Genomic DNA, 25,878 nt, shown 5'->3' on the forward strand with positions numbered 1-25,878 from the left:
GTATCCGATGCCGTGCGCCCAGTCACTGGTGTCGCTGGTGTCACTGCTGGTCACCTCGGCGGCGACGGTCTGGGTACCCCGCTTCCGGGCCGTTCTGATTCGGCTGAGCCGGCCCGTACCCGTGCTGAGGCATTTGCGGACCTGATCCGGACTGGCTTCCGACAGGTGGTTGTCCGGTGGACTGGGGGCCGCCGGCGGGCTGACTGCCTGCAGGCGGCTGACCGTTGTACGGAGCACCGGGCTGGCTGCCGACGGGCTGCTGGCCGAAGTTCTGGGGTCCCGAATTGGGCTGACTTCCCGCGTAGGGCTGGCCGAAGCTCTGCGGACCGGAATTGGGCTGACTGCCCACAGGTGGCTGCCCGAAGCTCTGCTGACCCGAGTGCGGCTGACTTCCGACCGAAGGCTGTCCGGGCTGTTGCGGGCCGGATCTCTGAGGACCCGAGTTCGGCTGGCTGCCGGCAGGCGGCTGCCCATAGCCCGGGTTCTGTCCGCCGGCGTTCGAGGCCTGACGCGGCGGTTTGAACTGCGAATGCTGACCGGAATCCGGCGGGAACCCACCGGAGACGGATTCGCCCGTCCGACGATTGACCAGGTTCCCGTCGACCCTCTCGAGACGACGCTTCGACGTCCGCCGCGGAGTGCCGAGGATCCGTCCCTGCAATTCGGCCTCATTGGGCTGACGCGGAGGCAGGAATCCGGGCGCCTGCCGCGAATCCGCCTGCTGCACCGGCTGCACCGCATGCGAACCGGCAGCGACCCGATCCATATGATCCGACATCTGCGGAACGGTCACGGGCGCGGCATCGGCAAGGACGGGGAGGACCATGCGCACCGAGGTGCCCACACCCTCCTGGCTGAAGAGCTGCACGGATCCGCCGTGCCGAGTGACGATGGCGCGCACGAGCGAGAGTCCCATGCCCGAACCGGCGACTGCGCGTACACGTGAACCGCGAGAGAGCTCGTCCCAGACGTTCTCCTGTTCGGCCAGCGGGATGCCGCTGCCCGTATCCGCAACCTCGACGACGACCCAGCGGTGCCCGTCGATGATCTGCTCATTGGCACGCAGCTCGACGACTTCGGCCTGCGACGAGTATTTGAGAGCATTGCCCAGCAGGTTGAGGATCGCGGTGAGCAGCAGATCCTCTTCACCGGCGACATCGGGCAGCCGCCACGGAGCACGGGCGACAGTCGCCACGATCATCCGGTCCTCGGCTCCCGGCGCCGTCGATGCATCTTCGACGGCCTGATGGATGAGCGCATCGAGATCGACGCGGGCGTATTCGATGATGCGGGTCTCGACGTCGGCGAGCTTGCGCAGATCGGCCAGCAGTCGGGCGACCCGGCGCGAGGACACGTCGACCTGCTTGGCGGCCGGCTCAACCTCGCTCAGCGTGCCGCCGTCGCGGACGACCTCCCGGATGCTCGCCGCCGAGGTGCGCAGCGCCGTCAGCGGATTCTTCAGCTCATGATCGAGTCGGATGAGCATCCGATTGCGCTTCGTCATCGAATCCTCGGCCGCGGCCGTCTCGATGGATTCCCGCAGCGCGGCCTCACGCCTCTGCAGATACCGCCAGCCGAACCAGGCACCGACGGCGAGACCGCCGAGCACGATGACGAGCAGCAGCAGGAACAGCCAGACCTGGATCTCGAAGACAAGGAAGTTCGTCATAGACGGCTCTGTCCGTCCTCGCCGCGGACCTCACCGACGAAACGATAGCCGCGCCCCTGCACGGTGGCGATCCACCGCGGTTCTGCGGCGTCCTCGCCGAGCACACGACGCAGCTCGGCGACCCGGGAGTCCACGGCACGGGTGCCCACGGCCTCTTCGAATCCCCACAGCACTTCGAGCAGGCGGGAGCGTTCGATGAGCTCGTCCTTGTGCACCATGAGGTACTCGAGCAGGGTGAAGCCCTTCGGGGTGATGACGAGTTCACGCTGCCCCAACCACGCCCGGCGTCCGACACGGTCGACGCGCAGGCCGAAGCTGGACACGAGCACCGGTGCCGTGGCCAAGGGCGGACCGTCATTGCGGGTCCGGCGCAGCACGGCACGGATGCGCGCGACGAGCTCGTGCGGATCGAAGGGTTTGTTGAGGTAGTCGTCCGCGCCCTCTTCGAGCGCCATCGCCCGCTCGACGCCCTCGCCGACCTGGGTCAGCAGCAGCACCGGAACCCAGTTCTCCTCTTGGCGCAGGCGGCGCAGCACCTGCCGACCGTCGGCTCCGGGCATGAGCACGTCGAGGACGCACACATCGGGTTTGTGACGATGGATCTCGTCGAGAGCGAGCAGTCCGTCGCTGGCAGGCAACACCCGGAAACCGGAGCGCTCGAGGAACGGTACGACCGCCCCGAGGACGTCGGGCTCATCATCGGCGACTAAGACGAGTGGTTGGGGCTCGGTGTGATTGTCAGCCGTCATGGTGGTCTGTTCCGGTTCCTCTCTGGCGTTCCCAGGCGATCTCTCGGGCCTCGGCACGGTCGACCGCCTCGGCGAGTTCATCTCGGTACAGCATAGATCGACGCAGGTGCTTGGTGCGATAGCCGGCGCGGCCGACCATATGGGTGGCGACGGGAATCGTCACGAGCTGGAAGGAGATGATGATCGCCAGAGTCGTCACCGTCGCCCAAGTCGGGAACTGGATCGCGATCGCCACGGCGACGAGCACCAGGCCCAGCACCTGGGGTTTCGCGCTCGCGTGCATTCGCGAGAGAAGGTCGCCGAAGCGGACGAGACCGACCGCGGCGGCCAGGGACAGGACCGCGCCGAGGAAGATGAGCACGGCCGAGATGATGTCAAGAACCACGATTGCTCTCCTGCCCGTCGCCATCCGACACGTGCTCGGCGTCATCGGGTCCCGGGTCGGGTCCGGTGCCCTCGCCCTCTCCGCCGCTGTCGGCGTGGGCGTCGTAGGTAACATCCGCGATCTCGGTGACGTCATCGCCGGGTCGAGCCTGGGGCTCAGAGGTCGATCCGGGCCCGGCGCCCTGCTCGTCCGCATCACGGGGCATGTGCCAGTCAGAGGCACTGAACTCGGACAGGGCCCCCGCCTCGGCGCCGGGAGTCATCGAATCGGACTTCGACACATACCGCGACACGCTCACCGAACCGACGAAGCCGAGCATCGCGAGCACGATGAGCACGGGCAGCAGATCCGTCCGGTCGGACAGAGCCATATACCCGCCGAGGCCGCACATGATCGCCGCCAGCACGACGTCGGTGCCGATCATGCGGTCGAGGATCGACGGACCGCGGACGATCCGGAAGAGCGCAATGACCACCGAGGCGGCCAACAGCACCGAACTGGCGACGACGAGGGAGTGGAGGACGATCTCACTCATGAGCGGCCCCCTTCGGCTTCGGCCAACGGATCCGGTCTGGCCCGCAGGGCGGCGAGATCACGGTGCGAACCGAGAGTGCGGATGAGCAGCTCTTCGATGTAGTAGACCTGCGCTTTCGCCTTGCGCACCTTCTCCTCGGAATCGCAGTCGAGGAAGTGCAGGTAGAGCATGCCCATGGCGCGATCGCTGTCGATGATGATCGACCCGGGGATGAGGCTGGCGGTATCGGCGATGAGGGTGAGCACGAGGTCCGAGCTCGTGCGCAGATCGCAGGCGACGACGGACCCGGCGCCGACCGCTTTGCGACGGAACGCATACCAGGCGACTTCGATGGAGGCGTGGAGAACCGAATAGAGGAACCACAGACCGAACACCAACGCATGCCAGACGTTGAACCGTCCGGAGAGCACAACGGGCGGGAGGTAGAAGACGCGCGTGATGACGAAGGCCAGCACGATTCCGGTGACCACGGTGACCACAGTGATCGAATCCCACAGCATCAGCCACAGCAGAACCAGCGAGACCAGCAGCACGAGCTGCTGGATGAATCCGCGGCCCCGGCTCATCCGCGCCCGGTTCGCCGGCACCCGGTCCTGACCCATCGCCCGGTCCTGTGCCGCTGCCCGGTCCCGGCCGTGGACTCGGTCCCGGCCGCGGACTCGGTCCTGGCCGTCAGCTCGGGTCTGTCCCTGGTCTCGGTCGGGGCTCATCACTCATCACCTCCGAGCACGTTCGTGACGTAGTCGATCGGCGTCGAGAGGTTCTCGGCCGCCCGGTTCGACATGTCCCACAGAGGTTCGGCTGCGACGGTGAGAACGATGGAGGCGATCACCACCACCGAGGTGGCCGCCACCATGGCGGGGGGAACGCCGATCTGAGATTTCCACTTCTTCCCCGCCAGCAGCGTCTTCTTCCGCTCCGTGAACTCCTCGACGAGGTCCTCGTTCGGCTCCTCCGCATCGGCCGGATCACGCCAGAATGCGAGGTTGAAGGTACGTCCGATGACGTAGAGAGTGAGCAGACTCGTCACGGTGCCGGCGACGATGAGGACGGTCGGCAGCCACGCGTGGTCGTCGAAGCCGGCGAGGAAGAGTGCGACCTTGCCGATGAACCCGGAGAACGGCGGAATGCCGGAGAGGTTGAGAGCCGGGATGAAGAAGATGATCGTGATCACCGGCGAGAGCACCATGAGACCGCCGAGCGACCTCGTCGAGGTGGACCCGCCGCGCATTTCGACGAGGCCGATGGCCAGGAACAGCGCGGTCTGGACGATGATGTGGTGAACCGTGTAGTAGATCGCCGCAGACAGGCCGACACTCGTGCCCAGGGCCACGCCGAAGAGCATATAGCCGATATGGGAGACCAGTGTGAAGGATACGATCCTCTTGATCTCCGACTGCGCGATGGCGCCGAAGATGCCCACGAGCATCGTCAGCCCGGCCGCGATGAGCAGCGGCACCCGCAGGGAGGATTCGGCGAACAGCAGGGTCTCCGTGCGGATGATCGCATAGATGCCGACCTTGGTCAGCAGTCCTGCGAAGACCGCTGTCACCGGGGCCGGTGCCGTCGGATAGGAGTCGGGCAGCCAGAACGACAGCGGGAAGATCGCGGCCTTGATGCCGAAGCCCAGCAGCAGGAGGACGTGGAGGATCATCTGCACATCGGCCGGCAGGTCCGAGATCCTCTCGGACAGCTGCGCCATGTTCACGGTGCCGCACGCGGCGTAGATGACACCGATGGCGGCGAGGAAGATCACCGAGGACACAAGCGAGATGATCACATAGGTGACTCCCGCCCGGATCCGCTCCGCCGTGGCACCGAGGGTGAGCAGCACATAGGAGGCGACGAGGAACATCTCGAAGCCGACGTAGAGATTGAACAGGTCTCCGGCGAGGAACGAGTTCGCAATGCCCGCGCACAGCACCAGATAGCTGGGGTTGAACACGGAGATCGGAGTCTCGTTCGAATCGTCGTTGGCGTCCTGACTCAGGGCGTAGACGAGCACGCACAGTGTGACCAGTGCAGACACGATGAGCATGAGAGCTGACAGCCGGTCGGCGACGAGCACGATGCCCGCAGGAGGCTGCCACCCGCCGATCGCCACGACCTGCGGCCCATGCGCATCGACTCCGAAGAGGATCATCGTGGCGATGACCATGACCGCGACCAGGATCGCGATCGACACGATGTTCTGCGCCCGCGTGTGCTTCGACAGGATGAGCGCGATTCCGGCGCCGATGAGCGGCAGCAGAACCGGCAGGGGAACGAGCACGGGCAGAAGATCGATCATGCGTCGTCTCCCTGCTGTTTCGCCTCTTTGGCCTCTTCGGTGACCTCGGCCTCCTCGGCGCTGTGCGCTTCCGTCTGCGAGTCCACGGCCTCCTCGGCGATGGCATCGGCCTCCGCCGGGGTCGACGCGTCCTCGATGTCGTCGGCGAGGTCCTCCCGCTCTGCGGGCGTGCCGTCGTCGTCGAGGTCGATGGCACCGGTGATCGGGGACTCCGCTTCGTCACCGAACTCGGTGTCGTCGTAGTCGGTGCTCGCCTCAGCCTCGGAGTCGATGAGCTTCGTGATCGCCACCTGGAGGTCGGTGTCGTCGTCCTGCAGCGAATCGGCGCGCATGAGCCTCCAAGAGCGGTAGATCATCGCCAGCAGGAACGCCGTCACGGAGAAGGTGATGACGATGGCTGTGAGGACGAGGGCATGCGGCAGCGGATCGGACATGCCTTCGGTCGACAGGTTCTCTCCGTCGGTCAGGGGTGGGGAACCGCGGCCGGCGGTGAGGATGATGAGCAGGTTCGCTCCGTTGCCGAGCAGGATGAAGCCGAGCAGGACTCGGGTCAGGGAGCGTTCGAGCATGAGGTAGATGCCGGCGGCGAAGAGGACGCCCATGGCCAGGACCATGATGAAGGGGACGCTCATAGGCGGCCTCCTTCCGCACCGTTGTCGACGTCGAGTTCGTTGACGCGGTCGATGATTTCGGACACGGCCCGGTGTTCGGCCGTGGCGCCCATGTCCTCGGAGAAGTTCACATTGTCGTGGATGCGGTTGGTCAGCATCGCCTCGTCGCGCTCCTGGTGCAGATCGACCTCGGCTCCCAGCGAGCGGAGGATGTCGAGCATGAGGCCGACGACGATGAGGTAGACGCCGATGTCGAAGAACGTCGACGTACCGAAGGACAGGTGGCCCAGCACCGGCAGATCACCCTCGATGTAGACGGATTCGAAGACCGTCCCACCCCAGATCCACCCGCCGATGACGGTGAGGATCGCGGTGACCAGACCGGTGCCCAGCATTCCCGAGGGGGTGAAGGGGGCCGCCTCGGCGAGCTCGTACTTGCCTCCGGCAAGGTAGCGCACGACGAGCGCGAGCCCGGCGACGAGGCCGCCGGCGAATCCGCCGCCCGGATCGTTGTGGCCGGCGAAGAGAAGGTAGACGGAGAAGACGATGACGGCGTGGAAGATCAGACGGGCAGTGACCTCGAGGATGATCGACCGATTGCGCGGAGCCAGGGTCCGTCCGGCGATGAGCCAGGACGCACGCTTCTGCGACAGCCCCTCCCCGCGGCCGGCGTGGTGGAGGTCGACGACGTCCTCGGCCACGGGTTGGAAGCGGATGCGGCCGGCCGCCTCGGTGCCGTCCTTCTTCCGTTCGAACCGGTGCAGGTGGCCTTCGCGACCACGGACGAAGATGAGGCCTGCGATACCGGTTCCGGCGGCCACGAGCACCGAGATCTCGCCCATCGTGTCCCACGCGCGGATATCGACGAGGGTGACATTGACGATGTTCTTGCCGTGACCGAGCTCGTAGGCGAGCTGACCGAAGTCGATGGAGATCGGATCGGCCATGCGCACACCGGAGGCGATGAGGACCACGAGCATCATGGTGATGCCCACGGCACCGCCGATGATCGCCCGCCAGGCGGGGGTGAGTCGACCGGTCGACTCGCCGATGCGCGCCGGCAGCCGGCGGAGGACGAGGACGAAGACGACGATCGTGATGGTCTCGACGAGCACCTGGGTCAGGGCCAGGTCGGGAGCGCCGACGAAGGCGAAGTAGGCGACCATGGCGTAGCCGGAGATGCCGGTGACGACGACGGCGGTGAACCGCTTCTTGGCTCGGGTGGCACCGATTGCGACGATGACGAGCACGGCCGCGACGATGAGGTCCAGCGGGGTGTCCCAGAGCCGGAATGTGATGTTCCACGTGTCGTTGGAGATGATCGCCAGTCCCAGTCCGGCGACGAGGACGAGGTAGACCACGCCTTGGTAGAACGGCAGCGAACCGCGCTGGGTGCGGGCGGTGACCCACAGCGCCAGGGCCTCCATCCAGCCGATGAGCATTCGGTAGAGCTCGTGGAAGTCCAGTCCCGACGGCAGCGTCGCCTGCACCTTCGCGAAGGGACGGCGGTAGATGAACAGAGCGAGGCCAGCGGCGACGGTGACGGCGGTGAAGGCGAGCGCCGGTTCGAATCCGTGCCACAGCGCGAGGTGGTAGTGCCCATCGCCTTCGGCCACAGCCGGCAGCCCGGAGGTCCACGCGGAGAAGTAGCCGTCGAGCAGGCCGACTCCCGGGCCGAGCGCCAGAGTCAGGGCGGTGAGGATGAGCGGGGAGACGACGAGGGTGAGCTTCTCGTCGCGGCGGGCGATGTCGTCGACTCCGGGCTTCGAGGAGAACGCGCCCCAGACGAAACGGGCCGAGTAGGCGACGGTGAGGATCGAGCCGATCATGATGCCGATGAAGGCGATGACCGAGGCCTTGTCCGGCGAGGACAGAAGGGTCGAGTACGCGGCTTCCTTCGCCGCGAAGCCGAGCAGAGGGGGCAGTCCGGCCATCGAGGCGGCAGCGATCGTCGCGCACACGGCGACGACGGGGAAGGCCTTCCAGCCGCCGGAGAGCTTCGTCAGGTCACGGGTGCCGGCACGGTGGTCGATGATTCCGACGCACAGGAACAGACACGACTTGAACAGGGCGTGGGCGATGAGCAGACCCAAGGCTGCCTTCGTGATGTCCGGAGTGCCGAACGAGGCCATGGTGGTGAGGAATCCGAGCTGCGAGACCGTACCGAAGGCCAGCAGCAGTTTGAGGTCGGTCTGCTTCAGCGCCTGCCAACCGCCGATGAACATCGTCAGCAGACCCAGGGTGAGCAGCACCTCGGACCAGCCGGGGATGTTGTTGTAGCCAGGCGCCAGGCGCAGGACGAGGTAGATTCCCGCCTTGACCATGGCCGCGGCGTGCAGATAGGCGCTCACCGGAGTGGGTGCGGCCATGGCGCCGGGCAGCCAGAAGTGGAACGGCATGAGCGCGGACTTCGAGATCGCGCCGACGAGGATGAGGATGACGGCGGAGATGATGATTCCGCCGGTGTCCATGCCCGACTGGGCTCGGTCGACCAGCGTCGAGATCTGCCCGGTGCCGGTGGCGGTGATGAGCAGGATCATGCCCACGAGCATGGCCAGCCCGCCTGCGGTGGTGACGATGAGGGCCTGCAGTGCCGCCTGCCTGGAACGGCGGCGGGACTGGCTGTGCCCGATGAGCAGGTAGGAGAAGACGGTGGTGCCTTCCCAGAACAGGTAGAGCATGAGCAGTTCGTCGGCGATGACGAGCCCGTACATCATTCCGGCGAAGGCCATGAAGATTCCCGCGAACCGGGCCAGTCCCGGCTCGTCGGGCGGGAAGTAGCGTGCACAGTAGACGAAGACGAGGGCTCCGACCCCGGTCACCAGCAGCGTCATGATCCAGGAGAGCACGTCGAGGCGGAAGATTCCGGCGAGACCGAGCTCGGGCAGCCAGTCGAGATTCTCCACGACCGGCTGGGCGGCGGGGCCGAAGATCTCTGGGATCGTCGACAGGCTCCACAGCAGTCCCGCGAAGGGGACGAGAGCGAGGAAGAAGAAAGCGTTGCGACCGAGCAGGCGAACCAGAGGGTAGGCGATGACAGATGCCCCGAAGAAGGCCCCTGTCATGACTATCACCGGCGGCCACCTCCGTCATATGCCTGTTTGTGAGAAAGGTTCGTCATGTCATTTTCGCACGAACAGGTGTCGTTTCCCCAATTGCTGGGTGTGAGCTGAGACAGGCTCTGCCCCGACACGACACCGCTCACGCGCGCATCCGACAGCTGGTCACGCGCGCAGCTGTCTGCTGGTCACGAGGAAGCCGTTCTCGTCGAGACCGATGCCGTCCGAGCCGACGAGCAGCTCGGCTCCGATCGCATCTGTGAGTTCGGCCACCCGACCGCGCATCCGTCGGAAGCGGCGACCCTGGTTCGGCTGATAGCGCTTCGACTCGGTGTCCATCCAGTGCACGTGGTATTCGATCTGCGGGGCGTCGGTGTGGGCGGCGACGATCGGCGGAACCCACTCGGCTTCCATCACTCGGATCTCGAGGCTGCCGGCGGATTCATCTATCTCGCCGAGCGGGACGAGCAGGGCATAGCCGTCGAGGATGACCGGGGCGGAAGGGTCGAAGAGCGGATCGTCGATGCTCGCTTGGGCCAGCACATCCTCGTCTGGGGTGGGCAGGGACTGCTGGAAGGCGTGCGGGGCATGGCGGCGGACGAAGTCGAGCGCGACCGACGGCTCCATCCAGTACGAGGAGTAGATGTAGAGGTCGACCTTCGCCTCCGGGTCGGGGATGATCACCCGCGTCGGCAGTCCGGGCTCGTCGGCCAGGCGCACGCCCGTGTGGAGGCGGGAGGCGACGGAGAGCATGAGGCTGAGCATCCGCTCCTCCTCCCGATCCGGCATTCCGTTGGGGAAGGCCTCGTGGAGTCCGTCGGCGTCGGCGAACCAGTCCGGCGGCGGGGTCGGCTGCCGATCCCGGGGGCAGTCGATGACGATGGCATGCCGAGCCCAGTCGGGGACTTCGAGCGCGGCGGCATCGGCCGGGTCGAGGGCAGCCCCGGAGCTCAGTCGGGAGTGCCGGCTCAGGCGCAGCTGCCCGTGCTCGTCGAGCACGGGGCGCAGATCGGGCAGCTTGTTGTGGATGAGCGCGAGGACGTCGGAGACCTCGACCGCGTCATCGAGGAGGATGAGGTGGAAACCGCGCAGATCCGCCGAGGTGGCCGTGTCCTCGGGCGCGGACGTGTCACCGCCGTATCCGGGCCGTCCCGTCGACGGCATCCCGGTCCGCCGCCTGCTCGCGGCCTGAGCGTCGGAGGCAGGGGGCACGGGGGCGGAGGCATCTGTCGGGGCAGAAGCATCCGTCGGGGCAGAGGCATCCGTCGCTTCGGCGTCGGGGGCCTGGTAGCGCGCAGCGTCGGCCTGTTCCCGGGCGGCGCGTTCAGCGGCTTCGCGTTGCAGCCGCAGTTCGCGGCGGGTGATCACATGTCCCTCCGATAGAAATTGAGGTGCGAACGGGAAGCGGTCGGGCCGCGCTGGCCCTGGTAGCGGTTGCCCGTGGCCTGGGAACCGTAGGGGTTCTCCGCCGCCGAGCTGAGTCGGAAGAAGCAGAGCTGGCCGATCTTCATCCCCGGCCAAAGGGTGATCGGCAGGGTCGCGACGTTCGACAGCTCCAGGGTGACGTGGCCGCTGAAACCGGGGTCGATGAAACCGGCCGTCGAATGGGTCAGGAGACCGAGACGTCCGAGCGAGGACTTGCCCTCGAGCCGAGCCGCGACATCGACGGGCAGAGTCACGAGCTCATGAGTGGATGCGAGGACGAACTCCCCCGGGTGGAGGACGAAGGGCTCCCCCGGAGCGGCTTCGACGAAACGGGTGAGTTCGGGCTGCTCGAGGCTCGGGTCGATGACCGCGTACTTGTGGTTGTCGAAGAGCCGGAAGTAGCGGTCGAGACACACGTCGACGCTGGCCGGCTGGATCAGCGACGGGTCGTAGGGGTCGAGGGCGATGCGTCCGGAGTCGAGCTCGGCGCGGATGTCGCGGTCGGAAAGGAGAGTCACGCTTCCGATGGTAGTCGCTGCAAGCCCCGCACGCTTGAGCTTTCTCTCCTCTCCCTTCTGCCGAACCATGGGTCGAATACGCATAACCGGCCGGCAAAATCTACCGACACGCCGAAACTATGTCACAAAACGGTAACGATTCTCGGGAATTCTCCTGATTTTTACCCGTGTGTCTCCCCATAGCGGCGGATGAATGCTTTAGGGTAATGAGCTGTACGGACCCGCGCACGATGGTGCCTTCCCCTTCTTAAGCCAAGGAATGCCGGGAGTCCATCGTCTTTCGTGGGTAGACAACAATCGAAAGGCATTACTGTGAAGACCTCGCGTCTTGTGCTTGCCCCCGCAGTAGCCGTTGCATTGACAGGTCTTGCTGGCGCCCCGGCGTTCGCAGCGACAGAGTCCACCGCTTCGGTCCCTCAGCAACCGCTGTGCGCCCAGGGTGATCAGCAGTCATCGAGCAGCTCCGAATCGGATTCTTCGGTTCCGGACGAGTCGGATCCGCAGGCGACCCTTGCGCAGGCGCAGGTGACCCGCGCCGACATAGCTGACGACAAAAAGGGAATCGGCTTCTCCGGCACCGGATTCAGCCCGGACCAGAAGGCCACGGTGACCGTCGTCGGCACCGATGGCACCGAATACTCGCCGGACAAGAAGCTCACGGTCGACGAAGACGGAAAGGTCTCCGGCACCTACTTCTTCACCGTCACCGACGGTGCCCAGGTGCCTGTCGGCGAGTACTCGCTCTACCTCACCGATCTCAAGTCCGAGAAGAAGTCTTCGAAGGTGACCTTCGAGGTCGTCTCCAAGGCCTCCGAGGTCGACGAACCGGGCAAGGGCGACGACGATAAGTGCGATTCGGCCACCGGTCCCATCAAGACTCCGGACGAGACTCCCAGCGAAACGAAGTCCCCGGAGCCCTCTGAGACGAAGACCGAGGAGCCCACCACCGAGGCACCGAAGCCCAGCCCATCGGAGACGAAGACCGAGGATCCGACCACGAAGGCTCCCGAGCCGACGGAGACCAAGACCGAGGAGCCCACCACCGAGGCACCGAAGCCGAGTCCGTCGGAGACGAAGACCGAAGAGCCCACCACCGAAGCGCCCAAGCCGAGCCCGTCGGAGACCGACAAGGGCGAGGACAAGGACGACAAGGCTCCTGCCGACGGTGTGAAGCCGGGACCCGCCGAGGGTCCGAAGGACGAAGCGCCGAAGTCCGACGAGCCCAAGGTCGATGAGACCGACGGTGCCGAAGACGACAAGAAGGCCGAGGACGAGGCTCCCGAGTCCACCGGTCCGGCCAGCCCCGGCACCGAGGACAAGAAGCCTGCTGCAGCCGCACAGGCGTCCATGTTCATCAACCCCACCGAGGTCAGCTCCGAGGACTTCCTGAACGACGGCATCAAGATCGGCGTCAGCGGGGCTCAGCCCGGCGAGAAGGTCTCGATCACGGTCGAGCATGCCCAGGGCAAGGTCGACCGCTACACGATGACCAAGGAAGCCGATTCCGATGGCAAGGTCACGTTCGGTGTCCAGGCCAAGGTCAAGGCCGTGCTCGGCACCTACAACGTGCGTGCCCAGGCCGAGAGCTTCGATGAGCCCCAGGGCGGAAGCTTCACCGTGCTCACCAACGGCACCGCCGTCGACGAGGGCGGAAACGGGGCCGGGAACGGCAGTGGCTCGAACGATTCGGGCAGCGACCTGCCGCGCACCGGTGCCGAGATGACCGGACTGGCTCTCGGTGTCGGTCTGCTCGCAGTCGGTGCAGCAGCTGTCATCATCACCCGTCGGCGGATGAACGCCTCCGACGATCCCGCGGAGTTCTAAGCCGCGTTGAACGATGAATTGTCCCTCGCGGGGCTGCAGCTCGACGGACGCGAGATCGACCTCGGACGTCTGCGAGCAGGGACAATGCTCGGACTCATGGGCAGCCCGGACAGCACCACCTCGGTGGTGCTGTCCGCGGCGGCCCTGCCCCACGTCGCACCACCACCACGCTTCCCGACCGGTCGCCGGTCGGGTCGCTTGCGTGTGCGCAGCTGGATGAAGAGCTATCTTCGCGAAGCCGATGCCGGATCTGGGGAGGCGGCATCGGCAGCGGATCCATCGGCTGCATTGACATCATTCGGACTGCGTCCCGATGTTCTGCGCAGTCGTCTCGACGACCTCGACGCGACCGATCGTGCCCGCCTCGCCCTGGCCGCGGCCTGGGCGAGCGGCGCGAAGTGGCTGGCTCTCATCGACCCGTTCGGTTCGGTCCCCGGCCATCTGCGCACCGGGCTGCGAGGTCGCTTCGCCGAACTCGTCGACCAGGAGGGCCGCGGTGTCGTCTTCAGCTCGAATTCGCTGACCGACCACACCATCGCCGAGGCGGGGGTGGCCGATATCGAAAAGGACCAACTCGTCGCGCTCGGCTCCTTGGAGCAGATCGTCACCGAACCGCGCGGTTCGCTGCCGGCCGAGCTCAGCGGCGTCAATGTCTATTCCGGGCTGGCCCGGAAGGGATGGCTGTCCATCGGCCATTCGGCCGTGCGCGCCCGCACCGAACTCGACGGGAAGGTGTTCGTCACCCTCGGGTGGCGTGCCGCCCTCCTGTCACTGGACGAACACGACCCGGCGTTCACCTCGGCGACGGTGTTCGAAGCCATCGTCACGGGACTGCGCGATCGCGGTTCCTGTCTGCAGGCGAAGCTCTCACCGGTCGATACGGAGATGGGCCTCGCGCTCGACGTCGACCTCGCCGACCTCGCCGGAGTGCCGAGGACGCAGCCGGATTCGACGAAGTCCGACGCATCCGCCGAATCGGCTGAGGATTCTGCGGCGACCGCCGAGTCAGACGCGAGCGAAAAGCCGACCATCGGATTCGGTGTACTGCACCCGGGACTCGGCGCGACGATCTCCGAACTGCGAGCCAAAGTCAAGGTCGGCACACATGTCTTCGTCGAGGTCGACACCTCTGCCCTGCATGCCTACCCGGTCGAGTGATCCGCGGCAGATAGACTGAGAACTGCCCAGTCCCCTCAAGTCCCCAACCGAATCAGGAGCGCCATGCGAACGTCGCGCAGACTTCTGATCTCAGCGCTGACGGTCGTCGTCCTCACAGTGGCAGCGGTCCCCCTCCTCAACTTCACCGTCTACACGCCCGCGCGAGCCGCCGAATCCTATATCTCGGCGATCGAACGCGGCGATGCGCAGAGTGCCTTCTCCTACCTGTCCACGCCGACTCCGACATCGACCTTGGCACTCAGTGACGAGGTGCTCTCCGCGGCTCCCGATCTGCCGCGCGAGCCCGAGGCCGAGACCGTTTCCGTCGACGGCGATCACGCGAAGGTCCGCCTCAGCTACAACCTGTCCTCGCGGGAGCAGACCGTCGATCTCAACATGGTCCGCCTGCCTGCCAGTGCGGGACTCTTCAACCGCTGGGCCATCGAACAGGAAGCATGGCCGACCTTGACCCTGGACGTCTCCGGTTCGTCGACGGCGACGGTCAACGGATACGGGGTCAGCACGGGGAGTGTGCCCGTGCTGTTCCCGGCGAGCTACCTCGTCGGTTTCGATGCGACGTATCTGAAGTCGCGATCCCAACGCACCGAGGTGACCGCCCCCGGCGACTCCCCCACCGTGAAGCTCTCGCCCGAACCCACGGCCAAGCTCGAGCAGACCGTGGAGGAGCAGGTCACCGACCATCTGCAGGACTGCATGAAGTCGAAGACGCTCATGCCGGCCGGCTGCGTCTTCGGCTACGACACGGACAACGAGATCATCGGCGATGTCTCCTGGTCGCTCGAGCGCAGTCCGCAGATCGGGCTGACCTCGTCCGGCAGCGATCTCGAACTCACTCCCTCGACGGTCGAGGTACGGGTCAAGGGACGTTACCGCGACATCGTCACCGCTGCCGAACACGACTTCGACGAGAAGCTCTCCTTCGTCCTCGGCGGCTCGGTGGTCGTCAAGTCCTCACAGGTGAGCTTCGAACCGCGCCGCCTCGGCGACGTCACCATCGCCTGAGGGGCGCTCCTCCTGCTGAGGTCCCAGTCCCGCTCCACAGGCCCGTGTCCGGACCTCCGACGGATGCGCCTCTCGCGGTTCTCCTTGCCACAGTGATTGTCGGGTCGATCCACGGCGTTCAGAACGCCGCAACCACCGTGGATCGACCCAGCAATCTCCGTGCATGGGCGATTCTGCAACTACCGTCCGCCTGATCGACAGCGGCCCTCGCTCCGGTGGCGGAGCGCTCAGGCGCCGCGGAGGTCGAGGGTGAGTGCGTTCGGAGCCGAATCCACGAGCTCGACGGGGATGCCCCAGTCCTGCTGGTAGAGGTGGCAGGCCGCGTGCAGCGGGATCTCTCCCCCGGGCTCACCGTCGCAGGCTGCAGCACGCGCTGTCACGTGCAGCACTCCCTCTGTGAACTCGGGATTGATGACGATATCTCTGCTGAGCCCCTCGGCTCCGCCTTCTCCTGAGGAGATGAGTTCCGGCGGCGTCGCAGACACCTGCAGGAACGTGGGATCACCCCACCGGTCGTCGAGCTTCTGACCAGCTGGGACAGTGAAACTCACGGTCAGCGACACCGGACCGGAGGCGATCTCCGTCGAAGGGCGCTTCGTCGTCAATGCGCCTTCGTCGACCTTCTGGGCGTCCTTGGGCAGCTTCACCCGGGTGAGTGCGTGTGCGGCGGACTCGACGACGATGAGTTCGGCGTCATCGGGGGTGCCTTCGTTGCCGATGAGGACGATGTCCGAGGGTTCGCGCAGGCCGCGCGCCAGGGTCGTGACTTCCTCGGTCCTCGGGTCGAAGCGGCGGATCGCACCGTTGTAGGTGTCGGCGATCGCGACCGACCCGTCAGGCAGGCTGCGCACTCCCAGCGGGTGCTGCAGGCGGGCTTCGGCGGCCGGTCCGTCGCGGAAGCCGAAGTCGAAGAGTCCGACGCCCACCAACGAGGACACCTCACCGGTGGCGGGGTCGAGGCGGCGGATCGCCGAGGTCTCGGAGTCGGCGACGAACACCTCGCCCGCTGGCCCGAGGTCGAGACCGGAGGATTGGGCGAACCAGGCTGACTCGCCGTTCCCGTCGACCAGGCCCTCGTTCATCGTGCCCGAGAGGATGCGGATCGTGCCGTCCTTCGGATCGAAAGACCAGATGGTGTGGTTGCCGGCCATCGCCACGACCACCTCGGCGGTGGAGGGGACGAAGAGGACATCCCACGGCGACGACAGCTTCACGTCTACCGCGGGTCCGTCGTATCGTCCCAGCTCACCGGGCTTGCCGCGGACGTTGTCGATGGCACCGACCATGTGCTGCTCACCGGTGCCGGCGATGGTCGTGACCGTCTCGTTCGTCAGGTCGATCCCGCGCAGGGTGTGGTTGACGGTATCGGCGACGACGAGGTGGTAACCGACCTCGGCCGCCAGATCGGCAGGCAGCACGGTGATGCCGCCGGGTTCGCTGAAGCTCGCCGAGGCGAAGTCGCCGTCGTCCGCGCCGCGCTCACCGGTGCCGATCCGGCGGATGATCGTGGCCGCATCGTCGTCGTATTCGACGAGGCTGTGGTGTCCGGAATCGGCGACCATGAGGTGGCCCGAGGGCAGCCGGGTGGCCTTTCCGGGGTAGAACAGGTCCGTCTCCGGGGCCGGCGGCGGAACGTAGGGCCCGTCGCCGGAGTGAAGGGTGCCCTTGGCCGAGTGCTCCTCGATGAGGCCCTCGATGATCTCGGTGAGGCCGGCCGCGTGGCCTTCACCGGACATCGTCGCTACGAGGTAGCCCTCGGGGTCGATGACGGCCAAGGTCGGCCAGGCGCGGGCGGTGTAGGCCTGCCAGGTGACGAGGTCGGGATCGTCGAGGACGAGGTGCTCGACCTGGTACCGTTCCACGGCCTGGTCGACGGCTTCGACGGTGCGTTCGAACTCGAATTTCGGCGAGTGCACGCCGATGATGACGAGCTCTTGTGCGTACTTCTCCTCCAACGGGCGCAGTTCGTCGAGGACGTGGAGGCAATTGATGCAGCAGAAGGTCCAGAAGTCGAGGAGAACGACCTTTCCGCGCAGGTCGGCCAGGGTCAGATCCTTGCCGCCGGAGTTCATCCATCGGCGGCCGACGAGTTCGGGCGCACGGACCTTGACGTCCCGTGCCGACGAAGTGGCTGACGCGGAGAATTCTGGACTGCTGTTCATGGTTCTATGATCGCAGATCCCCCACCGAGGCGGCCTCCCCGGTGTCATTGTGTGACAGTTCCGCTCGCGCCCGGTCCGGCGTTGGCTCTGTCCGCAGGCAGCCCGGTGCCGGTTCCGACTGTGATCGGTCCGGCGTTGGTTTCGGCCGCCGCCGATCAGCGGCGGGAGGGACTGTCGTTCAGGTGTAGTCGCGGGCGCCGAAGATGCTCGAGCCGACTCGGACGATCGTGGCGCCCTCGGCGATCGCGAGTTCGAAGTCGTTGCTCATGCCCATCGACAGCTCGGTCGCCTCGGCGGGCATGACCCCGGCCCCGCGCAGCTTCTCGCTGAGTTCGCGCAGGTCGGAGTAGCTTGGGCGGATCTCTTCGGGACTGCTGCCGGGAAGGCCGATCGTCATGAGTCCGCGCAGCCGCATCCGGCCGAGCTCCCGGGTCGCGGTGACGAGCTCCTCGGCGTCTTCGGGCGCGACACCGAACTTCGAGTCTTCGCGGGAGGTGTTGACCTGGATGAAGTAGTCGATGGTCTCATCGAGGACGTCGAGACGGTTGTTGATCTTCTCGGCCAGCGGGAGGTTATCGACGGACTGGACGCAGTGAGCGTGCCGCAGGGTGTGATTGACCTTGTTCCTCTGCAGGGGTCCGATGAGGTGGGTCTCGGGGTTGAGGTCGGCGAGAGCCTCGGCCTTGCCGGTGATCTCCTGCACCTTGTTCTCGCCGATGAGGGTGAACCCGTGCTCGAGGGCGACGCGGATCTTCTCTGCCGGCTGCGTCTTCGTGGCCAGCAGCACGCGCACATCGTCACCGCTGCGACCGCTCGACTCGGCGGCGGCGCGGGCACGGTCAGCCACCTCGTCGAGGTTGCCGATGATGGCTGCGATGTCGTCGGCGGACAGTGAGGGGGAATCAGGCGTACTCATGTCTCCAGTCTTGCATGAGCCGCGCGAAGTTTCAGGTCGCCGAGGATGCCCGGCCGAGAAACGAAATGCGGACGATCCGGGTCGAAATCATCGTGATTCCTCGACCTGGATCGTCCGCAGCTCGGTGCCGCCGTTGTGAGCGGGCTGTGCTTGTTCCAACCGCCTCAGCGTCGGTTGTTCCAACCGCATCGGCGTCGGTTGAGTGCTTACTTCGGCAGGCCCTCGGCGTTCGGGTCGATGTTCTTGATAAGCGCGGAGGTGTCGAGTCCGCCGAGGTCTTCGTCAATGAGCTTCTGCAGCTGTGCATGGACGAGGGTGGCCGCCGGGAGGTCGACTCCCTGGGTCTCGGCGCCGGCGAGGGCCAGGCCGACGTCCTTGTGCATGAGTGCGGTGGCGAAACCGGGCTTGAACTCGTTGTTCGCCGCGGCCGTGGTGGTCACGCCGGGCACCGGATACCAGGTCCGCAGCGGCCAGGAGTCGCCGGAGGACACCTTGGCAATATCGTGGAAGACCTTCGGATCGAGGCCGAAGCGATCGGCCAGCACAGCGCCTTCGACGACACCCTGAAGGCTGATCGAGAGCATCATGTTGTTGACGATCTTCGCGGCCTGACCTGCGGCGTCACCGCCGGCGTGGAAGATGTTCCCGGCCATTGCCTCGATGACGGGTCGGGCCTCTTCGATGTCGGCGTCGTCGCCGCCGAGCATGAACGTCAAGGTGCCGGCCTCGGCACCGGTGACGCCGCCGGAGACGGGACCGTCGATGAGGCGGAAGCCTGCCTTCTTCGCCTCGGAGTGGAGGAGGCGGGCCGAATCGAAGTCGATCGTCGAGGAATCGATGAGGAGGGTCTTCCGGTCTGCGTTGGCCAGGACTCCGTCGGGCTCGAGGTATGCGGTGCGCGCGTGCTCGCCCTTGGGCAGCATCGTGAAGACGATATCGGCACCGGCGACCGCCTCGGCGATGGAACTCACGGGGTTCACCCCGCTCTTCGCGGCTGCGTCCACGGCCTCGGGGACGAGATCGAAACCATTGACGGTGTGACCGGCCTTGACCAGGTTCGCAGTCATCGGGCGGCCCATATTTCCCAGGCCAACCCATCCAATCGTCGACATAATATGCCTCCTCGCATCATGTTCAGCAACTCTTACGTGTTCCCTCTCACAGTACGCCAGTGAACGCGCGGAAGCCCGGCGGGGAGCCTCACCTCTTCCGCACCGGTTATGTGCGCGTACGCAGATAGAATGGGGCCACTATGGCTTCCTATGCACCTGGCAGTTCCGGTCCGCAGATCGCCCCCGAGGATCTGCTGACTCTGCTCGCCGTCGCCCGGCTGGGGAAGTTCACGGCCGCGGCACACAGCCTCGGCCTCAACCACACGACCGTGTCCAGACGCATCGCCGCGCTTGAGAAGGCGTACGGCGATCGCGTGCTCGTGGCCTCGCCCGACGGGTGGGAGCTCAGCGCCGCCGGGCGTCAGCTGCTGCCGATCGCCGAGGACATCGAGGCCGCTCTGGGGCGCATCGATGCGCATTCGAATTCCGCTCTGTCCGGAACGATCCGGCTGGCGTGCCCGCAGGCCTTCGCCCTTGAGTACGCCGTTCCGGCGCTTACCGAACTGCAGGGGCAGCACCCGGGACTGCAGATCGAACTGATCACCGCTACGCAGCGGGCCCGGCAGTATCGGTCGGGCGTCGATATCGAAATCGTCGTGGGACGTCCGGATGCCCCGCGCTCGATCGCCAAGCACATCCGCGACTACCGGCTCCAGCTCTACGCTTCGCAGGATTACATCGCCTCGCATCCGATGCCGCAGACGCTGGATGATCTGGCCGACCACCGGATGGTCTACTACATCGAGAATTCGCTGCGGGTCGATGATCTCGACGAGGCGGCCGACGCACTTCCGCGCGGGAAGGGATTCTTCCGGTCGACCTCGGTGCATGCGCATGTGCTCGCGACCTCGCACGGTGCCGGGATCGGCATCCTGCCTGACTTCCTCGCCCACGGAAACTCCCGCTTGGTGCAGGTTCTGCCCGAGCTGTTCTCCAAGCAGGTGTCGTATTGGGCCTCAGTCCGCCACGAGTCCCTGCGCAACGCCGGAGTCCGCAAAGTCCTAGAATCCCTCTAATTGCTACCTGACGGCGGCCCAGCTACCTCGCGCGAGGTTGCTGGGCCGCCGTCAGGTAGTTCTGGGAGGGGGAGCGAGATGCTGGACAGTTCAGGCGGCCACCCAGCCCCCGTCGATGCTGTGAGCGCTGCCGTTGATGACCGCGGCATGGTCCCCGGCCAGGAAGGTCGCGATGGCCGCGACGTCCTCGGGCTCGGCGAGCTTGGGCACTGCTGAATGGCCGAGGAAGACCTGCTCGAGGACCTCGTCCTCGCTGATGCCGTGAGTCTTCGCCTGATCGGCGATCTGTCCCTTGACCAGTGGCGTGAGCACGTAGCCGGGATTGATCGCATTGCACGTCACTCCGTGCGGACCGGCCTCGAGCGCGGTCGTCTTCGTCAGTCCCATGAGACCGTGCTTGGCCGCGACATACGCGGACTTGTTCGCCGAGGCCCGCAGACCGTGGACGGAGGAGAGATTGATGATGCGTCCCCAACCGCGTTCGTACATCTTCGGCAGCACCGCCTTCGTGAGCACGAACGGCGCTTCGAGCATGAGCGTATTGATCAGCCGCCAGTCCTCGAGCGGAAATTCCGTGATCGGGTGGATCCGCTGGATGCCGGCGTTGTTGACGAGGATGTCGACGTCGAGCTCGGTGCCGTCCAGCGCCGCGGTGTCCGCCAGGTTGACTGCCCACGCTTCGCCGCCGATCTCGTCGGCAACGGCCTGCGCCGAGTCGGCGTCGACATCGGCGACGATGACGGAGGCTCCGGCCCGCGCAAACGACTGCGCGATCGCTTTTCCGAGCCCGGATGCTCCGCCGGTGACGAGGGCGCGTTTGCCGGTGAGGTCTCCCATGAGATGTGCCTTTCGTGGTTCGAGTCTGTCGTACGTGTCCATCTTCCACCCTGCGGAGGCCGAGGAATCATCGAGGTGGGCGCCGAGGCGGCTGCCGAGCGTAGGTCGTAGTCCGACAGGTGAGGTCGGCGCCAGGCAAAGGGGCGGTGCCGATATTCACCGACACCGCCCCTCACCGGGTCAACATCCGGCCTCAGCTGGCCGTGGCGACTCCGCGGCGCACCTTGTCTGCATGGTCGAGCGAGCGCAGGTCGATCCCCTTGGTCTCGCGGGTGAACATGAGTGCGATGAACGAGATGATCGCAGCGGCCAGCAGGTAGAGCGCGATCGGCACCGAGGAGCCGAAGGCGTCGAGCAGTGCGGTGGCGATGATCGGCGCGAAGGATCCAGCGACGATGGCCGTCACCTGGTAGCCGGTCGAGACGCCCGAGTTGCGCATGCGGGTCGGGAACATCTCGGACATGATCGCCGGCTGGCCCGCGTACATCAGTGCGTGGAAGACGAGACCGATGAGGAGGGCGAGGAAGATCATGCCGGCACTGCCGGTGTCGTACATCGGGAAGGCGAAGAAGCCCCAGGTCGCGGTCAGGATGATGCCCACGGCGTAGGGCATCTTGCGTCCGATCCGGTCGGTGGCGGCACCGACGAGCGGAACGAGGACTGCGTGGATCGCATGGGCGCCGAGGAGGAGGCCGAGGATCTCGGCGGATTCGATCTTCACCTGCGTGGCGAGGTAGGTGATCGAGAAGGTCACCACGAGGTAGTAGTGGATGTTCTCGACGAAGCGCAGGCCCATCGCGGCGAAGACCTCACGCGGGTAGCGCTTGAATACGGCCTTGATGCCGTAGTCGACGCCTTCTTCGATCTCCTCGGCCTGAACCTCGTCGAAGATCGGCGCATCGGAGACTCGGGTGCGGATGTAGTAGCCGATGAGGACGATGACGGCCGAGAGCCAGAACGAAATGCGCCAGCCCCACGACAGGAAGTGCTCTTCGGTCAGCGTTGCAGTGAGAACGAAGAGAACCGCGGTGGCCAGCAGGTTGCCCAAGGGCACGCCGGACTGCGGGAATGATGCCCAGAAACCGCGCTCCTTGTTCGGAGCGTGCTCGGCCACGAGGAGGACAGCTCCGCCCCATTCGCCGCCGACTGCGAAGCCCTGGACCACACGCAGCAGCACGAGCAGGATCGGAGCGAGGTAGCCGATCTGGTCGAAGGTCGGCAGACAGCCCATGAGGAACGTGGCCACACCGACGAGGACGATCGAGAGCTGCAGCAGCTTCTTGCGTCCGTACTTGTCGCCGAAGTGACCGAAGACGATGCCACCGACGGGGCGGGCGATGAATCCGACTGCGTAGGTGGCGAAGCCGGCCAGGATCGGCGTCAGCGGATTGTCGGAAGGCGGGAACAGAATGTGGTTGAACACCAGCGTGGCGGCCGAACCGTAGAGGAAGAACTCGTACCATTCGACGACCGTTCCGGCCATCGAGGCAGCGACGACCTTGCGCAGCTGAGCGCGGATCGACTTCCTCTCAGCATTGTTCTGAGAACTCATGGGACTCCTTCGTTTCCACAATCCGCGTCACCGTTGAATGCGCGAATAGGCTTGCTCCGGCGCCGACCGGCTGACAACCCGGAGCACTCAGACCGCATCGGCGCGGCCGGTGTACCCCTGCTTCAGCGCAGTGTTTCGGGCGCTTGGATATTTCTCATCCAAGGATCAGTGTGCGCCACGTTACGGAGTTTTTGGTAACGACCTGGCCATAATCCGAGAATTTCCGGTGCACATTCGTGCACAGCCGATGTGCAGCAGTCAGCTGTGACTGCTGCGAGCGAGCAAGGCCCATTGCGGCGCGAATCGTCCCTGCGCGTCAGGCCAGCACCTCTGCGTCTGAACACCACGCCAGCCATCGAGGTACCACCGCAGTCAGCGCAGCGAGCACAACCCCGAACCTCACCGTCGGCGCGGAGGCGCCTTCGCATCGCGTTCGGCCATCGAGGCGAGCATCGCATTGTAGGCGCGCAGCTCGGCGTCGTCGGTGCGGTCTTCGCTGCGGTCGATGCGCTTGGCCTCCCGGTCCGAGGACTTCGCCCATTGGACGCAGACCATGATCGCGATGAACAGGGTCGGGAATTCGCCGATGCCCCACGCGATGGAACCGCCGAGCTGCTGGTCGTCGATCGCCGTGTAGCCCCATCCTGCGCCGACGTTGCCGAACCAGTCTCCGGCGATCAGCACGTTCGAACTCATGATCGAAATGCCGAAGAAGGCGTGGAAGGCCATCGTCACCAGCAGCATCACGAGCCGCATCGGGAAGACAGGGCGCTTGACGCCCGGATCGATGCCGATGAGGGCTTGGGCGAACAGGTACCCGGCGCCGAGGAAGTGCGCGATCATCAGTTCGTGCCCGATATGAGTATCGAGCGCGTAGTACATGATTCCCGAGTAGTAGAAGACGACCAGCGAACCCGCGAAGTTCACACTCGCCACGATCGGGTGCGCGAAGAAGCGCAGGTACGGAGTATGGACGAGCCAGAGCACCCATTCGCGCAGGCCGACGGACCCATCCGTGCGCGCCTTCGTTCCGCGCATGAGCATCGTGATCGGTGCGCCGAGCACGAGCGGCAGGGGTACGACCATGACCAGGAGCATGTGCTCGATCATGTGCGCGGAGAACTGCACCTCGCCGTAGACCCGGGGTCCGCCCGAGGTGACGTAGACGAGGAAGACCATGCCCACCAGCCAACTGATGAGGCGCAGCACCGGCCATTTGTCGCCTCGGCGGCGGAGGTTGATGAACGCCACGACGTAGGCGATCGAGGCGCCCGCTGCGATCGCGATCCACAGCGGATCCATCGACCATTCGCTGAAGTAGCGGGACAGGTTCGGCTTCGGCGGCAGCGGATCACCGGTGAGGATCTCGGCCGGGGTGGGGTCGCCCACCGGCTCCTGCGGCACGGGCGGCTGTGACCGGGCCAAGGCCACGGCCAATCCCATCGTGACCCCGAAGAGGATGAATTCGACGGTGATGAGGCGCCAGAATTCCACTGTCGCCGAGGCGGCTGTGCCCAAGCGTGAAATGACGAACTGACGGTGCCAGAATCCGATCAGACCGAGCAGGACCGTCGCGAACGCCTTTGCGAGGATGACCTGCCCGTACGTGGTCATGAGGTCGTCGAAGCCCTGCACGCGCAGAAGCGAGTTGACGACTCCGGAGAAGACGATGAGGCCGAAGGCGATGAGGGCGATCGTCGAATACCGTTCGACGATCGGCTTGAGGTTCTTCGAAGCGGCCAGACGGGTGCCCAACAGGGCGATGACGAAGAGCCCACCGAGCCAGAGGACCGCGCCGAGGATGTGCAGACCGAGGCTGTTGACGGCCTGCGTGTGCCCGGAGGCCTCTGCGGAGTGGCCCATCAGAGCCAAGGGGAGGATCACGGCGACGCTGAGCACTCCGGCGGCGGCGATGCCGATATGGGAGCGGGTGCCGAAGCACAGGGTCGAGGCGACAGCGATGAGGACGACGATGAGCACCCACAGCTGCCCGTAGGCGATCTGAGTGACGAACACGCCGAGTTGGTTCGAGAAGTCGAGATAGGCCTGGGCGCCCACAGTATCGACGAATGAGAAGACGAGCACGGCGACCGCGGACAGCGTCCACACGACTGAGGAGTATTCGGCGATCTGAATGGCCTTCGTCCACAGCGGGTCGAGAGGCACGTCATCGTCCGTGGCCTTGTGCCGGCGGGCGCGACCGCCGGCCGTGCGCGGGAGGATGAGGACGGCGAACATGAGGGCGCCGACGGTCAGCGACATCGCAATATTGAAGACGAACTTCGCTGCGGGAAGACCGAAACGGACGACAGAGCCGGGGTCATTGAGCAGAGTCGGGTTGGCTGCTCCGGTGAAGAAGAGTGCGGCCAGACCGGCGATCACCCCGAGGAAGACGACGATGGGGACCGTGGCACGTTGCACGAACCGTGTGATCGGCTCGAATCCTGAAGAACTCACTGCGTGCGGACCGCCCCTTCTGACATGACCCAAGGATATCGTTCGGCGTCGCCGCACTGCCAACCGGGAGATCTCTTCGTGGTCGAGATCTCGGGGAGCCGCCTCGGCGAGGATGGATTCAGTCGTACGGGACGACGATCCTCCCTGTTCGAAGGCGGTCTGAGACGCTTGAAGACGCTCAGAGACAGCAAACGGCCCGGATCATACGATCCGGGCCATTCGACGCTGCTGCGTTGATCAGTTCGGGCTGCCAGCGGCACCCTTCAGCTTCGAACCAGCGGACAGCTTCACGGAGTAGCCGGCCTTGATCTGGATCTCTTCACCGGTCTGCGGGTTGCGACCCTTGCGAGCGGCACGCTCGGTGCGCTCAACGGAGAGCCAGCCGGGGATGGTGAGCTTTTCGCCCTTGGCCACGACGTCGGAGAAGACATCGAAGACACCATCGAGCACGTCCGAGACCTGCTTCTGGGTCAGGCCGGACTTCTCGGCAACTTCTGCAACGAGCTCACTGCGGTTCTTAGCCATAAAAGTGTCCTCCTTAGGACAAGTCGGTAGGTCACCGGTCCGTTTTTCCGATGAC

The 25,878-nt window shown here is 65.6% G+C and carries 21 protein-coding genes; 4 read left to right on the forward strand and 17 right to left on the reverse strand.

Annotated features, from left to right (window positions below; genetic code table 11):
- Positions 1-40: 40 nt before the first annotated feature.
- The 10 genes from AC239G_RS17720 to dcd form a co-directional block, all read right to left on the reverse strand.
- Positions 41-1,669, reverse strand: a complete 1,629-nt coding sequence (locus AC239G_RS17720) for a sensor histidine kinase (protein ID WP_487489427.1) — start codon at positions 1,667-1,669, stop codon at positions 41-43.
- The gene (locus AC239G_RS17725) at positions 1,666-2,418 is read right to left on the reverse strand and encodes a response regulator transcription factor (protein ID WP_139468984.1); all 753 of its coding nucleotides are present in this window, start codon (positions 2,416-2,418) and stop codon (positions 1,666-1,668) included. The genes AC239G_RS17720 and AC239G_RS17725 overlap by 4 nt, the downstream gene beginning before the upstream one ends.
- Positions 2,408-2,803, reverse strand: coding sequence for a monovalent cation/H(+) antiporter subunit G (gene mnhG, locus AC239G_RS17730; RefSeq protein WP_101546653.1), 396 nt, complete (start codon positions 2,801-2,803; stop codon positions 2,408-2,410). Before mnhG ends, AC239G_RS17725 begins: the two co-directional genes overlap by 11 nt.
- A complete protein-coding gene (locus AC239G_RS17735; RefSeq protein ID WP_487489428.1) occupies positions 2,793-3,338 on the reverse strand; it encodes an MrpF/PhaF family protein in 546 nt (181 codons plus the stop codon). Before AC239G_RS17735 ends, mnhG begins: the two co-directional genes overlap by 11 nt.
- Positions 3,335-4,048 carry a Na+/H+ antiporter subunit E gene (locus tag AC239G_RS17740; protein WP_487489429.1) on the reverse strand — a complete coding sequence of 238 codons (714 nt, stop codon included), beginning with the start codon at positions 4,046-4,048 and terminating at the stop codon, positions 3,335-3,337. The genes AC239G_RS17735 and AC239G_RS17740 overlap by 4 nt, the downstream gene beginning before the upstream one ends.
- On the reverse strand, positions 4,048-5,628 hold the full coding sequence (locus AC239G_RS17745) for a Na+/H+ antiporter subunit D (RefSeq protein ID WP_139468982.1): 1,581 nt from the start codon (positions 5,626-5,628) through the stop codon (positions 4,048-4,050). The genes AC239G_RS17740 and AC239G_RS17745 overlap by 1 nt, the downstream gene beginning before the upstream one ends.
- Complete coding sequence (locus AC239G_RS17750) at positions 5,625-6,260, reverse strand: Na(+)/H(+) antiporter subunit C (RefSeq protein ID WP_482400942.1); 636 nt, start codon at positions 6,258-6,260, stop codon at positions 5,625-5,627. The genes AC239G_RS17745 and AC239G_RS17750 overlap by 4 nt, the downstream gene beginning before the upstream one ends.
- Positions 6,257-9,304 carry a Na+/H+ antiporter subunit A gene (locus AC239G_RS17755; protein ID WP_139469126.1) on the reverse strand — a complete coding sequence of 1,016 codons (3,048 nt, stop codon included), beginning with the start codon at positions 9,302-9,304 and terminating at the stop codon, positions 6,257-6,259. The genes AC239G_RS17750 and AC239G_RS17755 overlap by 4 nt, the downstream gene beginning before the upstream one ends.
- A gap of 159 nt (positions 9,305-9,463) precedes the next feature.
- A complete protein-coding gene (locus AC239G_RS17760; protein ID WP_487489430.1) occupies positions 9,464-10,666 on the reverse strand; it encodes a hypothetical protein in 1,203 nt (400 codons plus the stop codon).
- On the reverse strand, positions 10,663-11,241 hold the full coding sequence (dcd, locus tag AC239G_RS17765) for a dCTP deaminase (RefSeq protein WP_139468980.1): 579 nt from the start codon (positions 11,239-11,241) through the stop codon (positions 10,663-10,665). The genes AC239G_RS17760 and dcd overlap by 4 nt, the downstream gene beginning before the upstream one ends.
- Positions 11,242-11,553: 312 nt before the next feature.
- Here dcd and AC239G_RS17770 point away from each other — a divergent pair, with 312 nt between their 5' ends.
- The 3 genes from AC239G_RS17770 (at position 11,554) to AC239G_RS17780 (ending at position 15,246) form a co-directional block, all read left to right on the forward strand.
- Entirely contained in the window at positions 11,554-13,065 is a 1,512-nt protein-coding gene (locus AC239G_RS17770; RefSeq protein WP_482400944.1) for an LPXTG cell wall anchor domain-containing protein, read from the forward strand.
- Positions 13,066-13,071: 6 nt separating this feature from the next.
- The gene (locus AC239G_RS17775) at positions 13,072-14,223 is read left to right on the forward strand and encodes an ABC transporter (RefSeq protein ID WP_487489431.1); all 1,152 of its coding nucleotides are present in this window, start codon (positions 13,072-13,074) and stop codon (positions 14,221-14,223) included.
- Between the two features lie 63 nt (positions 14,224-14,286).
- The gene (locus tag AC239G_RS17780) at positions 14,287-15,246 is read left to right on the forward strand and encodes a hypothetical protein (RefSeq protein ID WP_139468977.1); all 960 of its coding nucleotides are present in this window, start codon (positions 14,287-14,289) and stop codon (positions 15,244-15,246) included.
- Positions 15,247-15,473: 227 nt separating this feature from the next.
- Here AC239G_RS17780 and AC239G_RS17785 read toward each other — a convergent pair whose 3' ends face one another.
- The 3 genes from AC239G_RS17785 to mmsB all read right to left on the reverse strand — a co-directional run bounded on the left by AC239G_RS17785 (position 15,474) and on the right by mmsB (position 19,436).
- Complete coding sequence (locus tag AC239G_RS17785) at positions 15,474-17,408, reverse strand: NHL domain-containing thioredoxin family protein (protein WP_482400947.1); 1,935 nt, start codon at positions 17,406-17,408, stop codon at positions 15,474-15,476.
- Between the two features lie 178 nt (positions 17,409-17,586).
- Positions 17,587-18,324, reverse strand: coding sequence for a YggS family pyridoxal phosphate-dependent enzyme (locus AC239G_RS17790; RefSeq protein ID WP_139468975.1), 738 nt, complete (start codon positions 18,322-18,324; stop codon positions 17,587-17,589).
- A gap of 206 nt (positions 18,325-18,530) precedes the next feature.
- Positions 18,531-19,436: a 3-hydroxyisobutyrate dehydrogenase gene (gene mmsB, locus AC239G_RS17795; protein ID WP_139468974.1), complete on the reverse strand. Its 906-nt coding sequence runs from the start codon at positions 19,434-19,436 to the stop codon at positions 18,531-18,533.
- Positions 19,437-19,576: 140 nt separating this feature from the next.
- Between mmsB and AC239G_RS17800 the strand changes: the two genes are divergently transcribed.
- Positions 19,577-20,452 (forward strand): LysR family transcriptional regulator, encoded by an 876-nt coding sequence (locus AC239G_RS17800; RefSeq protein ID WP_139468973.1) that lies wholly within the window; start codon positions 19,577-19,579, stop codon positions 20,450-20,452.
- A gap of 90 nt (positions 20,453-20,542) precedes the next feature.
- Here AC239G_RS17800 and AC239G_RS17805 read toward each other — a convergent pair whose 3' ends face one another.
- The 4 genes from AC239G_RS17805 to AC239G_RS17820 form a co-directional block, all read right to left on the reverse strand.
- Positions 20,543-21,331, reverse strand: a complete 789-nt coding sequence (locus AC239G_RS17805) for a 3-hydroxybutyrate dehydrogenase (RefSeq protein WP_487489432.1) — start codon at positions 21,329-21,331, stop codon at positions 20,543-20,545.
- Between the two features lie 151 nt (positions 21,332-21,482).
- A complete protein-coding gene (locus tag AC239G_RS17810) occupies positions 21,483-22,841 on the reverse strand; it encodes an MFS transporter (protein ID WP_139467449.1) in 1,359 nt (452 codons plus the stop codon).
- Between the two features lie 399 nt (positions 22,842-23,240).
- On the reverse strand, positions 23,241-25,262 hold the full coding sequence (locus AC239G_RS17815; RefSeq protein ID WP_420095366.1) for a bifunctional copper resistance protein CopD/cytochrome c oxidase assembly protein: 2,022 nt from the start codon (positions 25,260-25,262) through the stop codon (positions 23,241-23,243).
- Between the two features lie 273 nt (positions 25,263-25,535).
- Positions 25,536-25,823: an HU family DNA-binding protein gene (locus tag AC239G_RS17820; protein WP_025779153.1), complete on the reverse strand. Its 288-nt coding sequence runs from the start codon at positions 25,821-25,823 to the stop codon at positions 25,536-25,538.
- Positions 25,824-25,878 lie beyond the last annotated feature (55 nt).

The sequence above is a fragment of the Brevibacterium sp. Lmc1 genome (assembly GCF_057654315.1).

What these genes read in the sequence shown, in the direction of transcription:
- AC239G_RS17720 (WP_487489427.1), bottom strand. Translation starts at nt 1,669, where the DNA reads ATGACGAACTTCCTTGTCTTCGAGATCCAGGTCTGGCTGTTCCTGCTG.
- AC239G_RS17725 (WP_139468984.1), bottom strand. Translation starts at nt 2,418, where the DNA reads ATGACGGCTGACAATCACACCGAGCCCCAACCACTCGTCTTAGTCGCC.
- AC239G_RS17735 (WP_487489428.1), bottom strand. Translation starts at nt 3,338, where the DNA reads ATGAGTGAGATCGTCCTCCACTCCCTCGTCGTCGCCAGTTCGGTGCTG.
- AC239G_RS17740 (WP_487489429.1), bottom strand. Translation starts at nt 4,048, where the DNA reads ATGAGCCCCGACCGAGACCAGGGACAGACCCGAGCTGACGGCCAGGAC.
- AC239G_RS17745 (WP_139468982.1), bottom strand. Translation starts at nt 5,628, where the DNA reads ATGATCGATCTTCTGCCCGTGCTCGTTCCCCTGCCGGTTCTGCTGCCG.
- AC239G_RS17750 (WP_482400942.1), bottom strand. Translation starts at nt 6,260, where the DNA reads ATGAGCGTCCCCTTCATCATGGTCCTGGCCATGGGCGTCCTCTTCGCC.
- AC239G_RS17755 (WP_139469126.1), bottom strand. Translation starts at nt 9,304, where the DNA reads ATGACAGGGGCCTTCTTCGGGGCATCTGTCATCGCCTACCCTCTGGTT.
- AC239G_RS17780 (WP_139468977.1), top strand. Translation starts at nt 14,287, where the DNA reads ATGCGAACGTCGCGCAGACTTCTGATCTCAGCGCTGACGGTCGTCGTC.
- AC239G_RS17785 (WP_482400947.1), bottom strand. Translation starts at nt 17,408, where the DNA reads ATGAACAGCAGTCCAGAATTCTCCGCGTCAGCCACTTCGTCGGCACGG.
- AC239G_RS17790 (WP_139468975.1), bottom strand. Translation starts at nt 18,324, where the DNA reads ATGAGTACGCCTGATTCCCCCTCACTGTCCGCCGACGACATCGCAGCC.
- mmsB (WP_139468974.1), bottom strand. Translation starts at nt 19,436, where the DNA reads ATGTCGACGATTGGATGGGTTGGCCTGGGAAATATGGGCCGCCCGATG.
- AC239G_RS17800 (WP_139468973.1), top strand. Translation starts at nt 19,577, where the DNA reads ATGGCTTCCTATGCACCTGGCAGTTCCGGTCCGCAGATCGCCCCCGAG.
- AC239G_RS17805 (WP_487489432.1), bottom strand. Translation starts at nt 21,331, where the DNA reads ATGGACACGTACGACAGACTCGAACCACGAAAGGCACATCTCATGGGA.
- AC239G_RS17810 (WP_139467449.1), bottom strand. Translation starts at nt 22,841, where the DNA reads ATGAGTTCTCAGAACAATGCTGAGAGGAAGTCGATCCGCGCTCAGCTG.
- AC239G_RS17820 (WP_025779153.1), bottom strand. Translation starts at nt 25,823, where the DNA reads ATGGCTAAGAACCGCAGTGAGCTCGTTGCAGAAGTTGCCGAGAAGTCC.